15 protein-coding genes are annotated in these 14193 nt (G+C 67.4%); 7 read left to right on the forward strand and 8 right to left on the reverse strand.

Annotated features, from left to right (window positions below; translation table 11 throughout):
* Both AC1DEY_RS21460 and AC1DEY_RS21465 read right to left on the reverse strand, forming a co-directional pair.
* The coding region (locus AC1DEY_RS21460) for an N-acetyltransferase family protein (RefSeq protein ID WP_476869754.1) at window positions 1–330 on the reverse strand (330 nt) is incomplete at its 3' end.
* Between the two features lie 23 nt (window positions 331–353).
* Window positions 354–614: a hypothetical protein gene (locus tag AC1DEY_RS21465; RefSeq protein ID WP_476869755.1), complete on the reverse strand. Its 261-nt coding sequence runs from the start codon at window positions 612–614 to the stop codon at window positions 354–356.
* Window positions 615–993: 379 nt separating this feature from the next.
* Here AC1DEY_RS21465 and AC1DEY_RS21470 point away from each other — a divergent pair, with 379 nt between their 5' ends.
* Both AC1DEY_RS21470 and AC1DEY_RS21475 read left to right on the forward strand, forming a co-directional pair.
* Window positions 994–1164 (forward strand): hypothetical protein, encoded by a 171-nt coding sequence (locus AC1DEY_RS21470; protein WP_476869756.1) that lies wholly within the window; start codon window positions 994–996, stop codon window positions 1162–1164.
* A 130-nt stretch (window positions 1165–1294) separates the two neighbouring features.
* Window positions 1295–2002 carry a hypothetical protein gene (locus AC1DEY_RS21475; RefSeq protein WP_476869757.1) on the forward strand — a complete coding sequence of 236 codons (708 nt, stop codon included), beginning with the start codon at window positions 1295–1297 and terminating at the stop codon, window positions 2000–2002.
* A gap of 30 nt (window positions 2003–2032) precedes the next feature.
* On the opposite strand, the gene AC1DEY_RS21480 is transcribed toward AC1DEY_RS21475, so the two are convergent.
* The 3 genes from AC1DEY_RS21480 to AC1DEY_RS21490 all read right to left on the reverse strand — a co-directional run bounded on the left by AC1DEY_RS21480 (window position 2033) and on the right by AC1DEY_RS21490 (window position 5092).
* Window positions 2033–2947, reverse strand: coding sequence for a helix-turn-helix transcriptional regulator (locus AC1DEY_RS21480; RefSeq protein ID WP_476869758.1), 915 nt, complete (start codon window positions 2945–2947; stop codon window positions 2033–2035).
* A 105-nt stretch (window positions 2948–3052) separates the two neighbouring features.
* On the reverse strand, window positions 3053–4378 hold the full coding sequence (locus AC1DEY_RS21485; protein WP_476869759.1) for a carboxylesterase family protein: 1326 nt from the start codon (window positions 4376–4378) through the stop codon (window positions 3053–3055).
* Window positions 4379–4384: 6 nt separating this feature from the next.
* Window positions 4385–5092: a FadR/GntR family transcriptional regulator gene (locus AC1DEY_RS21490; protein WP_476869760.1), complete on the reverse strand. Its 708-nt coding sequence runs from the start codon at window positions 5090–5092 to the stop codon at window positions 4385–4387.
* A gap of 145 nt (window positions 5093–5237) precedes the next feature.
* Here AC1DEY_RS21490 and AC1DEY_RS21495 point away from each other — a divergent pair, with 145 nt between their 5' ends.
* Both AC1DEY_RS21495 and AC1DEY_RS21500 read left to right on the forward strand, forming a co-directional pair.
* Window positions 5238–6491, forward strand: coding sequence for a CaiB/BaiF CoA transferase family protein (locus tag AC1DEY_RS21495; protein ID WP_476869761.1), 1254 nt, complete (start codon window positions 5238–5240; stop codon window positions 6489–6491).
* Window positions 6485–8065, forward strand: coding sequence for a carboxyl transferase domain-containing protein (locus tag AC1DEY_RS21500; RefSeq protein ID WP_476869762.1), 1581 nt, complete (start codon window positions 6485–6487; stop codon window positions 8063–8065). Before AC1DEY_RS21495 ends, AC1DEY_RS21500 begins: the two co-directional genes overlap by 7 nt.
* Before the next feature lie 40 nt (window positions 8066–8105).
* Here AC1DEY_RS21500 and AC1DEY_RS21505 read toward each other — a convergent pair whose 3' ends face one another.
* Together AC1DEY_RS21505 and AC1DEY_RS21510 are read right to left on the reverse strand one after the other, a co-directional pair.
* Complete coding sequence (locus AC1DEY_RS21505; RefSeq protein WP_476869763.1) at window positions 8106–9542, reverse strand: MFS transporter; 1437 nt, start codon at window positions 9540–9542, stop codon at window positions 8106–8108.
* A gap of 163 nt (window positions 9543–9705) precedes the next feature.
* Entirely contained in the window at window positions 9706–10452 is a 747-nt protein-coding gene (locus AC1DEY_RS21510; protein WP_476869764.1) for a lipoate--protein ligase family protein, read from the reverse strand.
* A gap of 16 nt (window positions 10453–10468) precedes the next feature.
* Between AC1DEY_RS21510 and AC1DEY_RS21515 the strand changes: the two genes are divergently transcribed.
* A complete protein-coding gene (locus AC1DEY_RS21515) occupies window positions 10469–10858 on the forward strand; it encodes a DUF2177 family protein (RefSeq protein ID WP_476869765.1) in 390 nt (129 codons plus the stop codon).
* 100 nt (window positions 10859–10958) lie between these two features.
* On the opposite strand, the gene AC1DEY_RS21520 is transcribed toward AC1DEY_RS21515, so the two are convergent.
* Window positions 10959–11762, reverse strand: a complete 804-nt coding sequence (locus tag AC1DEY_RS21520; protein ID WP_476869766.1) for a thioesterase family protein — start codon at window positions 11760–11762, stop codon at window positions 10959–10961.
* Between the two features lie 210 nt (window positions 11763–11972).
* Here AC1DEY_RS21520 and AC1DEY_RS21525 point away from each other — a divergent pair, with 210 nt between their 5' ends.
* Entirely contained in the window at window positions 11973–12680 is a 708-nt protein-coding gene (locus tag AC1DEY_RS21525; protein ID WP_441408885.1) for an endonuclease/exonuclease/phosphatase family protein, read from the forward strand.
* Between the two features lie 102 nt (window positions 12681–12782).
* Window positions 12783–14042, forward strand: coding sequence for an alkaline phosphatase family protein (locus AC1DEY_RS21530; RefSeq protein ID WP_476869767.1), 1260 nt, complete (start codon window positions 12783–12785; stop codon window positions 14040–14042).
* The last annotated feature ends 151 nt before the right edge of the window (window positions 14043–14193 follow it).

A 14193-nucleotide genomic window follows, 5' to 3' on the forward strand; every position in this document is an offset into this window, starting at 1 on the left:
GGAGCCTGCGCCCCGTGCCCACCAGTCCGGATGCACATTGATCGCGTGGAGCTGGCCGGTTCCGGCGTCCGCGTCGCCCGTGGCGGGACCGAGGATGGCGAAGCCCGCAACCACGTTGCCGGTTTGGACGACGAGGTGGATAGTCCCGCCCCGGGGCTCCAGGATGTTTCGGCGCCACGCCTTCGCTGCCCGCCCGACGTCGAGCCCGTCAAGGTATTCATCGGTCATCACGCCACGGTAGGTAGCCCGCCATGCTGCGATGTGAATCTCGGCCAGCCGCGCGGCGTCGAGATCGGTCGCGGCCCTGACGCTGAAATCCGGAGGGGTCATGTGCCCGAACCTATCAACCAGGGTCACGGCCGCCGCGCGGCGCGCCAGAAGCGGCGCGCAAGGTAAGCGATGAGAAGGACACTGACCGCGGCCAGGAGCCATGTGCCTTCCAGCCCGAGGAGCGGGCCGGTGGAACAGGCGCTGACTGCACCAGATTCCGGCGCATAGTCGATGCACTCGCCTGTCCGAAAGCCGATTAGCAAGGCGTCGACGGCAACCACCAGCAGAATGGCCCCCGCCCAGGGCCATCCCGGACGCCGGCGCAGCTGAGGCGATTCCTCCACGACACCCCCTCCGCCGCTGCAGGGCCCGGCTGGCCGCTACAACACTTGGCCCTCACACTACGGCCGGATCCTCCAGCGCGGTAGGCACGCAGCCCTGCCCGTCCCGGACGAGTAAATCGCTAAACAGCCCCATTATGACAAAGAATCCACACCCGTGACRGATCTGRTTAAATTCGCTTTCTCTGGTTACTCTCAGGCSATGGGGTCAWTTAATCAATCGAAGTTACTGATTGTTGGGCCACGAAGCGAGCACATCGGCGAAGTCATGACCCCTGCGGGCGCAAGCGGCAACCGTCTCAAGGATTTACATGACTCCGTCAATGTTCGCTGAAGCCTCTATGCTTCGCAGAGTCGCGAACGTGGCATTGACATTGGGGGTTTGAAATTGGATATTGGCCTGCTCGCTGCAATTCTTTATTGGGCTTTTCCCGCCGCAGTGATATTTGTTCTGGCACGTACGGTGTTCCGGCTGAACACATTTCTGAAGTTGCGGATCGCGCAACTTCGAGCGGAGGCCGCGGCCCTTGAAGCGGCAGACCTGCGGCGATAGTTCCAGTTCGCCCGCATGTTCGACTGGTCCCGGGCCCGGCCACAGCCGGCGGCTTTGACCGCCGGGTCGAACAGCGCATGCGGTAGATTGCACTGATCCCGACGACGACGCGGGCAATGGAGGGGGACCATTGAAAGCAACACAGGAGAAGCAGCATCAGCCGCGGTCGGGCCGCTCAGTGTCCGTGCGGCGTTCGGCGCGGCAGGTCAAAACGTACCGCTCGCCGTCGGGCCGCCCTGTCGCCGCAACCGCATGGGCCGCAGCGGCCGGCACCCTGTGCTGGCTGGCGGGCAGCGGAGAACCCGGGGCGGCCCTGGAGGCAGCCCCGTGGCTGGTTCTGGGGTCCTGGTTCGTCTACGCAGCCCAGTGGCGGCCGTGCCTCCGCGCGGACAGCGACGGGTTCGAACTGATCAACGGACTCCGCGACCACCAGATACCCTTCAATGCCGTCATGGACATCGAGATCGGCTACGCGGTCGTGGTCAGGGCCGCGGGCAGAAAGTACGTGAGCTGGGGCGCCCCTACTCCGCCGGGCTCGTTCGAGTCGGGTTTTGGGCATGTCAGCGACCTGAAGAGCCGGCCCTTCAGCATCCTCCCGAGCAATGAACGCATAAGCCAGCCTGTGCCGCCCAGCGGCCGGGACGAGATCGCGCAGGCGTGGCAAGATGCCCGCGCGGCCAGTTTACCCTCCTCCGGAGGCACCGTGGCAGCCGGCAGCACCGTGACATCCGACAGCACACTGGCATCCGGCAGCACAGTCACATCCACATGCAACCGCCCGCTGATCGCACTCGGGGTCATCGCAATCCTCTGGGTGATCGCTGCCGTCGTGTTCTAGGCGGCCGAGATACCAAGCGCGGTCGATGGCTCAGCGGGAATTGTCCCCTTGCGGGGCCGGTGCCGGGGCCTGTGCTGCTACGGCGGAAACCGGTATATCGGCACTGTTGGTGGCTGTCCGGCTCTCGAGCATTTTCAGTGCATCCGCCGAGGCCGAACCCGGCTCGGCACTGTAGACAATGAGGGAGAGCCCGRYATCGGCCGGCAGGTCCATCGCYTCRAACGCCAGATGAAGGTCTCCCACCACGGGATGGTGGATGTCCTTGAGCCCGGTCTGGTGAAAGCGCACGTTGTGCGAGGCCCACAGGGCGCGGAACTCCCCGCTGTGCACCGAGAGCTCTCCCACCAGGTCCGTCAGGGCGCGGTCATARGGRTTCCGGCCCGCTTCGGTGCGCAGATTGGCCACGAGATCGCCRGCGGCACGCTCCCAGTCGAGGAAGAAGYYRCGGGCACGCGGATTCAGGAACACGAACCTGGCCACGTTCACGGGCCGGACCGGGTCGGCATAGARCTCGGAATACAGKGCATRGCCCAGCCGGTTGGCGCCAAGTATGTCCCGGCGACCGTTRCGCACATAGGCCGGCGCATCGCTCATGGAGTCGAGGATCCTCTGCACGGTCGGCCGGACCTGTTGCTGCATGGGTCGCCGGGGCCGCGGCGCGGGCMCGGCGGCCCTGGCAAGGTCGAACAAGTGCGCGCGCTCCGGTTCATCCAACTGCAGCGCACGKGCGACGGCGTCGAGCACGCTGTCGGAGACTCCMCCCAGGTTTCCACGCTCGAGCCGGATGTAGTAATCGATGCTGACKCCGGCGAGGAGGGCAACTTCTTCCCTGCGAAGACCGGGAACGCGCCGGTTTCCGCCGTAGGCAGGCAGGCCCGCATGCTCCGGGCTGATCCGCGCACGGCGCGAGGCCAGGAACTCGCTGACTTCTTTCCGATTGTCCATACAGCAACCCTATGAGGCGCCGYCCCCTTGTGGGAGGCCCTGCCGGTACCTGCCCCAACAATGGTTCCCGCAGCCGCGCACCACGCCGAGGACCCCCCGGCGGGTTCAGACCGAGTGGTACCGCAGTGAGCCGGGAATCTCGCCTCGGGTCCCCAGGCTTTCCCCGCGCGCGAACTGCGCCCAGAGTGCACGCATCGCCCGGCCGTCGGCATGGATGTCGTCCCAGGTGGCGCCATCAAGAAGCCCGGCGCCCCGCCAGGTGCCCTGATCGCCGAACAGCAGGGGCAGGTCAACGGTGTGCGCTGCGCCGTAGAGGTTTCCCGGTGCGCGCCAGGACAGCACGTAGCGGTGGGCCCGTCCTCCCGCGCGCACATGCCGTTTGGAAAACTGCCTTGTTGCTTTGCCGTACACCAGTTCCGTGACCACCCACGTCACCGCTTTGAGCACTGCGCTGCCGACGACGGGAATCCTCGCCACGCGGCTCAGCTGCGGGCTTCGGGGCAGGAACAGCCGGGCCTCCTCCGCCGTATGGCCGATCAGGATGTCGATCCCGGGGGCAGTGGCATTCCAGGCACCGTCCAGGTCGGATTCCTTGGGCAGCGGTGAATGCCCATACTGGATCCCGAACGGCATGGCAGCCATCAGCCCGAACTTCCGGGCCGCCCGCGCGACGTCCTCCTCGAGGGCAACGACGTCCATCGCCGGGGTGGCCTCGGTGACCACCTCCGCAGCGGCACCCATGGCGGCGTTCATCTTTTCCCTCCCCCGGGTAATGCCAAGCGGGGCACTTTGAATGATGGCCCTCTGGAAGAGCGACGCCGCATCCGGCGTTGCCATGAGGTGCGCCACGGCGTCGCCCCCGGCGGATTGCCCGAACGCGGTGACCCTGCCCGGGTCTCCGCCAAACGATCCGATGTTGCGCTGCACCCAGCGGAACGCCTCGAGCTGGTCCAGCAGGCCCAGGTTGGCGGGCCTGCCGCTGCTGGTGGACAGGTAACCGAACAGGCCCAGCCGGTAGGTCACCGAGACAACAATGACGCGGGTCTCGGCAACCAGCGCCGCCGGGTCGAAAATCGCCAGATCCCCGGAACCTGAGGTGTAGGACCCGCCGTGCAGCCACACCATCACCGGGAGCCGCTCGCCGTCGTCGAGGTCGGCGGGCAGGGTGATCGAGAGGCGCTGGCAGTGCTCGTCGCCGGGGAGTTCTCCGTAGCGGGTGCCGAGCACGTCGTCCAGGAAGGGCACCGGGGCCTGCGGGCACGCCGGGGACAGGGAGGTCGCCGCGAGCACCTCGGACCAGTCGGGTGCCGGCGCAGGCGGCTCAAACCGTTCCGCGGTGGCATACGGAATGCCGGTGGCACGCACGACGGCGCCGTCGCGCCACCCGGTGACAGGGCCACACGGCGGTTCGAAGGAAAGGTCCACGTTCATGCCCGTTCAGCTGTTTTTCAGCAGGGCAACATCGGAGACAAGGTCAAGGTGTTCCAGCATCGCCGCCGCGGCGGCCGCCGAATCCTGGGCCCGGATCGCCTCGGCAATTTTGCGGTGGGAGGCCAGCGATTGCTCCGGACGGCCCGGTTGCCCGAGGGATTCGAGCCGCGTTTCCAGGACCATGCCGGCAATGAATGTCATCAGCTGCGCCAGGACTGCCGAGTGCGCCGCGGCCGTGACAGCCTGGTGGAACAGCTCGTCGCCGCGCGCACCCCGCTCACCGGAGGCAACCTCGGCCGCCATCTCGTCGAGCGCGCGATCGATGGCGTTCATGTCCTGCCCGGTGCGCCGGGCCGCGGCCAGCTCGGCGAGCTTGACCTCAAGCGTGCTCCGCGCTTCAACGATCTCCGGCAAACGGCTGCGGTGCTCGCGGAGTCCCTTGATCACTGACGGAACGTTGGGCCGGTAGACCAGCACCGCTCCGGTGCCGTGCTGGACGTCGATCACGCCGAGCACTTCGAGGGCCACCAAAGCTTGAGCCAGGGTTGCCCGCGAAACCCCCAGCCGCTCGGCAAGTTCCCGTTCAGCCGGCAGCGTGTCGCCGGGACCCAGCTCGGCGGACTCGATGAAGTCCATGATCTGCTCCACCAGCTGTTCATAGAGCCGGGGCCGCGAAACGCGGGAAATCTGATGCGTTGCCGCCTGCTTTGCCATGCGCGTCCTTCCAGCCTGTCCTGACCCCTAAGACTACCGGAGAACTATTGACAAAGACACCTAGTGTCTAGGAGGCTAGGCCACTAATCCAGCTAGCCAAGCCATACACGCTCCCGCAAAGACCCGCCAGAGAAGGATCAGCCCCATGAGCACAGAACCCACGCCCGACGTCGAAGGCCCCCTGACCGGCTACCTCGTGGTGGACCTGAGCCGTGCCCTCGCCGGCCCGCATGCCGGGATGATGCTGGCCGACCTCGGCGCCCGGGTGATCAAGGTGGAGAACCCCGGCACCGGCGACGACACCCGCGGCTGGGGCCCGCCGTTCGTGGGCCCCGAGGACGATCCCCAGGCCACGTACTTCCTGTCCTGCAACCGCAACAAGGAATCCATTGCGCTGGACTTGAAGAGCGACGACGGGCGAAACGTTCTGCGGGAACTGCTGGAACGCGCCGATGTGCTCATCGAGAACTTCCGTCCCGGAGTCCTGGACCGGCTCGGCTTCTCCGCAGCGCGCATGCATGAACTGAATCCGGCGCTGGTGGTCCTGTCCATCACCGGGTTCGGGCACGATGGACCCGAGTCCCGGCGCAGCGGCTACGACCAGATCCTGCAGGGCGAGGCCGGCCTGATGTCGCTGACCGGGTCCGGGCCGGATGATCCGCAGCGTGTCGGGGTCCCCATCGCCGACCTCCTCTCCGGCATGTACGGGGCGTTCGGCACCCTGGCGGCTCTGCTGCAGCGTGAGCGCACAGGGCAGGGCCAGATTGTCCGCACCTCACTGCTTGCGGCGCTTATCGGGGTCCACGCGTTCCAGGGCACCCGGGCCACTGTTGCCGGGGAGGTTCCGCGCGCCCAGGGCAACCACCACCCGTCCATCGCCCCCTACGGACTGTTCCACTGCCGGCAGGGCCGGGTCCAGATCAGCGTGGGCAGCGAGAAACTCTGGCGCACGTTCGCCGCCACGTTCGGGATCGACGCCGAGCGGCCGGAGTTCGCCACCAATGCGGACCGGGTGCGGAACCGCGAGAAAGTCATCGAAGAAGTGGAGCGGGTGTTCTCCGACTTCGAGGCTGCGCCGCTCCTCGCCAAACTCAACGACGCCGGCATCCCGGCCGGGAAGGTCAGGACCCTGGACGAGGTCTACGCCTGGGACCAGGTCCATTCACAGGGCCTGCTGATCGACGTCGAGCACAAGATTCTCGGCAAGGTGAGCCTGCCCGGTCCCCCGCTGCGGTTCTTCGGCCCCGCCGGGACCGCCGAGACGACCCTGACCTCGCACACCGCCCCGCCGCTGCTGGACCAGCACGGCGAGCAGATCCGGTCGTGGCTTGGCCTGGCGACGGCCAACGGCGCCGGCGCGGAAGCCGGCCGGTACCACGAAGGCCGCCCGGCGTGCTGACCGAGCAGAAGGTCCGGCACCTGGATGCCACCGAACTCATCACCGCGGTCCTGGACCCCGGGTCCTACCGGAGCTGGGATGCCCCTGTCACGGACCCCGGCCCGGACCCGGAGTACCGGCGGGAGCTGGCCGCAGCCCGGGCCAAGACCGGCGTGGACGAATCCGTCCTCACCGGCGAAGGCCTCATCCGGGGACGCCGAGTGGCCGTCATCATCAGCGAATTCCGGTTCCTCGCCGGCTCCATCGGCCAGGCCGCGGCCGAACGCATCGTGAACGCCGTCGAACGGGCCACCCGCGAGGGCCTGCCCCTGCTCGCCGGACCCGCCTCGGGCGGGACCCGAATGCAGGAAGGAACCATCGCGTTTCTCTCCATGGTCAAAATCAGCGCCGCGGTCCGGACCCACCGGAAGACCGGGCTGCCGTACCTGGTCTACCTGCGGCATCCCACCACGGGAGGCGTCATGGCCTCATGGGGGTCCCTCGGCCACATCACAGCCGCCGAGCCCGGAGCCCTGCTTGGTTTCCTCGGCCCCCGGGTCTACGAGGCCCTCCACGGAACCCCGTTTCCGGAAAACGTCCAGACGGCCGAGAACCTCTTCGACAAAGGGCTGGTCGACGCGGTGGTCCCGCCCTCGCAACTGTCCGACGTCGTCGACCGCGCCTTGAGCATCCTGGTCGCCCGGCCCCACGCGCCGATCGCCGCTCCGGCGACGCTGTCCGTGAAGCCGTCCGGCGCCACCGCCTGGGAATCGATCGGCATCTCCCGCAATCCGCGCCGGCCGGATGTGCGGCAGCTGCTGGCGCACGGCGCCCGGGACGTGCTGCCGCTCAACGGCACCGGCCAGGGCGAAAAGGACCCCGGCCTGCATCTGGCCCTGGCCCGATTCGGCCAGGAATCCTGCGTGGTGATCGGCCACACCCGGCCCCGGCCGACGTGGCCGACGGGCAGAGAACAGACAGACATGGGACAGACGGGCAGAGGACACACTGTAGTGGGGCAGACGGCGATGGGGCCGGCATCCCTCCGCGAGGCCCGGCGCGGGATGCGCCTCGCCGGGGAACTCGGGCTGCCGCTCGTCACGATTATCGACACCGCCGGCGCCGCCCTGTCCCAGGAGGCCGAGGAAGGAGGCCTGGCCGGCGAGATCGCCCGCTCCCTGCACGACCTCATTGGCCTCAACGCACCGACCGTGTCCGTGCTGCTCGGACAGGGCGCCGGCGGCGGTGCACTGGCCCTGCTGCCCGCGGATCGCACCATCGCCGCCCAGCACGCCTGGCTCTCGCCGCTGCCGCCCGAGGGCGCCAGCGCAATCGTCCACCGGAACACGGACTTCGCCCCGGCCATGTCCGAGGCCCAGGGCGTCAACGTCGCAGCCCTGCACGCCAACGGACTCGTGGAGCACATCGTGGACGAACGCCCCGATGCCGCGCACGAGGCACAAGCCTTCTGCCGGCGCCTCAGCCGGGCCATCGAATACGAACTCGCCACCCTCTCCGGCGTCGAAGTCAACGAGCTGCTCCCCCCGCGGCTCGAAAAATACCGCAACCTGGGCAGCCTCTCCCGGCGGCGGTGACGGGCCGGAGACTGCCCGACCCCTCAGCAGGACTTTCGGATTACTTTCGCGCGCCGGCGTAGGCCTGTTTGACCGGCTTGGTAGCGGGCATCGCGACGACGGCGAGGACCGTGAGTACGGCGCAGATCATGACGGCCAGGAACACGGCGGACGAGGCCGCCACGATGGTATGCGGATCCGTCTCGCCGTGCGGGGAGCTGGCGTAGACCGCGTTCGCAATCGCCCCGAAAACGGCGACGCCGATGGAACTGCCAATCGACCGGGCGAAAAGGTTGGTCCCGGTGACCACGCCGCGCTCGTTCCATTCGACGCTCGACTGGGCGGCGATGAGAGTCGGGGTCGCAACGAGCCCGAGTCCAAGCCCGATAATGAAGCAACTGCCCGCAACCAGCGCAACGTTCGGCGCGGAGGCGGTGAGGGCAAGGACGGCTGTGCCGATGACGGTGATCGTGACGCCGATCAAGGCAGTGTTCCGGAACCCGATCCGAAGATACAGGCGGCCCGATTGGGACGCGCTGATCGGCCAGCCGATGGTCAGCGCCGCCAGGGCGAGCCCGGCCAGGATCGGAGAGGTCGAGAGGGCTCCTACCAGGAAGGTGGGAACGTAGGAGGTCAGACCAAGCAAGACCGCTCCCACGCCGAAGGCGATCATCGCCGTCGTCGCCAGCAGCCGCCGGGACACAACCCAGGGCGGCAGGACCGGCTCCGCCGCCCTTCGCTCGACGAGGATAAACGCGGCGAACAAGACGGCGCCGCCGGCGAACACTGCGGTGCTGATCGCGGAGTTCCAGGCCCAGGCCTGGCCGCCTTCGAGGGCCCCAAGGATGAGCAGGGTCAGTGAGGTGGTGAGCAGCCCCGCCCCCAGATAGTCCACCTGGTGCTTCACGGGCTCGATATCCTCGTGGAACGACCGGACCAGCATCCACCCTGCCACCAGGCACAGCGGAATGTTCACGAGGAAAATGCCGCGCCAGATGCCGAGTGAGGCAAACACTCCCCCGAGCGTCGGGCCAACCACAGAGGAGACCGCCCACACACTGGCCAGGTAGCCCTGAACTTTTGCCCGCTCCGCCAGCGTGTAGATGTCGCCGGCGATSGTGATGGCCATCGGCTGGACCGCACCCGCCCCCAGGCCCTGCACCACGCGGAACGCGATGAGCGCCGGCATGCTCCACGCGACTCCGCAGAGGACCGAGCCGAGCAGGAACAGCCCGATGCCGAGGAGCATGATCGGCTTGCGGCCGATGGTGTCGGAGAGCTTCGCGTAGACGGGAACCGAGACGGCCTGGGCCAGCAGGTAGGCCGAGAAAAGCCACGGGAAAGACGTGAACCCGCCGATGTCATGCACAATCGAAGGCACGGCCGTCGCCACAATCGTCGCGTCGATCGCCACCAGACCGGTCGAAAGCATCAGGGCGATGAGGACGGGTCCGCGTTTGGAGCGGAAGCCGACTCCCTCGGCAGGCGTTGTCGTCACGTGGTCTCGTTCCCGTCGGCGCCCAAACAGCGCGTTCCGTGCAGAACCGGTTCCGGGTCCCAACTGCATAACTGCACCATTTGCCGAATTAGTCCCGGATGCCGGTATTTATCCGGCGGTGGACCATTTATCCGGCGGTGGACCGGGGAAGCTGCGGACCTTCCTAGAGCAGGCTCGGGAACTCCGCGTAGCTGAGCGGGGCGTAGCGTCCGTACGCGGCGATCACCGCGGCCTCAACGGCGTCGACGTCGAGGCCCGGCACGAGGTCATCGGCCGCGCCGGCCGTCGCCGGATCCCATTCCAGGCCAAGGGCGGCGTAACTGGCCTCCAGGACAGCGCGGATCGGAGCTGAGTCCGCCACCACGATCACGGAGCTGAAAAGCCAGCCGCCGGCAACCACCCGCTGGGCAGTGCCGACGAGTTTGATCCGCCGCTCCGGGATCAGCGGGTCGCTGCCGTGCACGCTGAACTCACCGGGGCAGTATTCCCCCGGGATCTCACCGACGCCGGCCTCCACGCCGGCGTCGCGCAGTGCCCCGGCGAGCAGTTCGCCAAAGCGCGAAAACCGTCCCTTGGCCCCAGCGATGGCGTCCGCTTCGGGTTCCAGGTGATCGATGACGAGCGTTCGCTCGTGGTAGGCCGCGGCGCGGCCGCCGGCCTTGCGGACCAGCGGCTCGAAGCCCAGTTCCCGGCAGGCGGCGGCAGCGGCCTCAAAGCCGGGCAGGTGGGTGTCTCGCTGTCCGAAGGCGACGGTCGGAACCGGCCGGTAGAGCCTGAGCATGGGCCCCAGCGAACCCGTCTTGACCTTCTGGAGGAGCTCGAGCGCGAGGCCGAGGTCGGCCGCGGCGCCCAGGGATTCCTCCTGCCGCACCACCGTCAGTGTCCGGGGTCCGGCTGGCGCCTGCGGCATGTTGTTATGCTCCCTTATGGTCATTCTGCAATTCCTCGTCGTAGCCGCCGCATTCGCCGTCATCGACGCCATCTGGCTCAAGACGATGAACCCGTTCTACCGCCGCCAGATCGGTGATCTCCTGGCCGACAAGCCCAATCTAGGGTACGCGGTGGTGTTCTACGTGATCTACATTGCCGGGATCGTGTTCTTCGCGCTGACGCCGGCGCTCGACGGCGGCAGCTGGCTAAGCGCCGTCGGCTATGGTGCCGCCCTCGGCACGTTTGCCTACGCCACCTACGATCTGACCAACGCGGCCACGCTCAAGACCTGGCCGTGGCAACTGATTGTTGTCGACATCCTCTGGGGTGCCGCGCTGACGGCGCTGGCCACCCTGGCCGGCTGGCTCGTCTTCCATACAAGCTAGGGCCCGCCACACGAACCCGGACTTGCACGGCCTTAGGATCTGCGCAGTGTCAGGATTTACGCAGTGTCAGGATTTACGCAGTGTCAGGATTTACGCAGTGTCAGGATTTACGCAGTGTCAGGATCTGTTCCGCGCGGCCAAACGGGCCGGTGAGGTCATGGAGCACCGTGGACGTCAGCCCGATCCCGTCGGTGCCGAAGGACACTTCATTGTCCAGCCCCAGCCATTCACCCTCAGGCTGGCGGTACATGTGGATCTGCAGGTCCAGGTTGGGGAAGGCGTAGCTGCCCTTGCCCGGCGGGACGCGGGCCGCAATCCCGTTGGCCGTGTCCACCAGGCCGACCAGCCGGGCGAGGTCGCCGCTGTCCGCCTGGTCTGTCAGCGGGTGGTCGGTGTGGAGCCAGACCGTTCCCGAGCCCGCCCGGTGGCCCTCAGCCATCCGCATCTGCAGCGAGGCAATATAGCCGCCGGGCCAGACACTGGCGGCGTCGTACGGTTCGCAGTCCGCCGGCGCCGGGATCCGGGGATCCTCAAAGGCCGCGATGGCTGAGGTGTCCGAGGTAATCATCCGCCACGCCGTGGCGCGGATGGCCGTGCGGCCGGCCGCGACGAGCTCGGCCTGGACCAGCTCGATGGTCCGGCCCGGGCGGAGCGTGGTGGTGAAGACCTCGAACTCGCCGCCGGGGATCAGCCCGAGGATTTCGTAGCTGAGCCGCGCCATGCGCATGTCTTCGCGGGGTTCATGCCTGGCCAGGCAATCGGCCATGAGGCCGGACGCGGGGGCCATGTGCTGCTCGTGTTCGTTCCAGGCACCCTGGGCGTGCACGGTGGAGCGGAACCGTCCGCCGCCTAGCACTTCATAGTAGAAATCGCCCTCGGCAAGTTCCGGTAGTACAGCAGTCAACGCCCCGCCCTTTCGCAGCTTCCATCGGAGAATTCCACCACCCTATCGCCTCGAGCATCCGCCACCGCCCGCTCCAGCAGCGGGCCCCGACCGGGCGGCAGAACCCGACCGCGGCGGCAGACGCCGGCTCAATAGTCCATGATCGGACAGCCGGACTGGGTAGACTCGGTCAGAGCTTACGCAACTATCATCCGAAGAGGTGCTCCCCTGATTCGAGTCATCAGCTACAACCTCCGCAAGCACGCGGCCAGCGGTGAACTGGTCGATTTGGCCGGCGATTTCGAGCTTGACGCTTTGTGCCTCCAGGAGTGCGATACCGAGGACCTGCCGGACACCATCGGCGACCTGCACCTGGCCGACGCCACCCGGGGGAACCGTCTTGGCCTGGCCATCTACTACCGCAAGGACCGCTTCACGGCCTACGACACCCAGACGTTCGCCCTGAAGAAGTCCCTCCACGACCGTGTCCTGGCCCCCGCGCACGAGCGGCTCATCGGCACGCGTGTGACCGACAACGAGACCGACCACGAACTCGTTATCGCCTCCTTCCATGCGGCACCGCTGACGGCGTCGAATTCGCTGCGGCGCAACCAGATCCACGCCGCGCACGCCGAGCTGCTCAGCATGGGCGGCGGCCTGATGTCGCTGATGGTGGGCGACTTCAACTACCCGTTCTTCACCAAGTCCCTGACCGCGCAGATGAAGGACGCCGGCTACGACCTCACCATGAGTGACCGCCGGACCTACACCCGGTACAAGGTGTTCAAGGGCCATTTCGATTTCGCCACCTCCCAGGGGCTGGAGATTGAAAGCGTCGAGACTCTCCCCCGCGGCGCCTCGGACCACCTTCCCATCCTGATCACGGCCGAATACGGCCAGGAGGCATCCGGAAACGGTTCGGCACCAGCGGCTGGCTAGCGGCAGCGGCAGTTTTGGCGCCCAAGAACACCCGGTGAACAAACAGTGAACCCGGGATCGAAAGCAGGCTTACCTTAACCTTGCTGTGATCTACTGCTGGGCGTGAACTTCTCCAGACGCACGTTCCTGACCGCCGCCGGAGCGGCCACAGCCAMCGCCGGGATCAGCCTGCGGTCCGCCGCGGCCGCGGTGCCCGCCCTGCCCCCGGCTGCCGCATCCGGCATCGACCACATCATCGTGCTCATGATGGAAAACCGCTCCTTCGACCACTTCATGGGCTGGCTGCCCGGCGCCGACGGCCAACAAGCCGGCCTGAGCTACACGGACCGGTACGGGATCCCGCACACCACGCACCACCTCACGGACTACCAGGGCTGCGGCCACCCGGACCCGGACCATTCCTATGAAGGCGGCCGGATCCAGTACAACAACGGCAAGAACGACGGCTGGCTCCGCGCCGGCGAAAACGACGAATTCGCCGTCGGATACTACGAGGCAGCAGACCTCGATTTCTGGCGGCAGGCCGCTCCGGACTGGACCGTCTGCGACCGCTACTTTGCCGCCACCATGGCCGAGACGTACCCGAACCGGTTCTACCAGCACTCGGCCGCCACGGACCGGACCCATAATTCCACCGTTACCAGCACCCTGCCCACCATCTGGGACCGGCTGGCCGAGGCCGGTGTGGAGGGCAAGTACTACTACGGCGACATCCCCTTCACCGCCCTCTGGGGATCCAAGTACGTGGGCATCTCCCACCACTATTCGCAGTTCCTCGCCGACGCGGGCTCCGGGAACCTCCCCGCCGTGTCTTTCGTCGATCCCCGCTTCACGGACGAGGGTTCGGGAACCTCTGGTGATGACCACCCCCACGCGGACATCCGGTCCGGCGAGCTCTTCCTGGCCGAGGTCTATGACGCCGTCACCACAAGCCCGGCGTGGGCGAACACCATGCTGGTCATCAACTATGACGAGTGGGGCGGCTTCTACGACCACGTCCCGCCGGCAACTGCTCCGGACACCAGCCCGGAGACCGCTTTGCGCGGCTTCCGGGTGCCGTCCGTGGTCATTTCCCCACGCGCCCGACGCCGGTATGTCGCCCACGATGTCTACGACCACACGTCCGTCTTGAAAGCCATCGAATGGCGGTGGAACCTGCCACCGCTGACGCCCAGGGACCAGGCGGCACGCAACATCGCCGAGGTCCTCGACTTCGCGGCCCCGCCCAACGTCAGTGCGCCCAAGTACTTGGTTCCGCCCTTCGCAGCCGGGCCCGCCTGCACGCCCGCCGGGCCGCCGCCCGCCGAGGAATGGTCCGGACTGAAAGAAAAAGCCCTCGCCGACGGATGGAAACTGCCTTGATCCCTAACTCCCACACGAAGCCCGTTTTCCCGCCGGCAGGCCCGCGCCGGCCAGCGAGGTCCCGTACCCTGCGGCGGCTCGCCTCGGCCACCCTCGTGTTGCTGGCAGCCGCGACCCTGGGCTCCGGCCCGGTGGCCGCAACGGCCGGCAC

The sequence above is a fragment of the Arthrobacter sp. 05T47 genome (assembly GCF_056395825.1).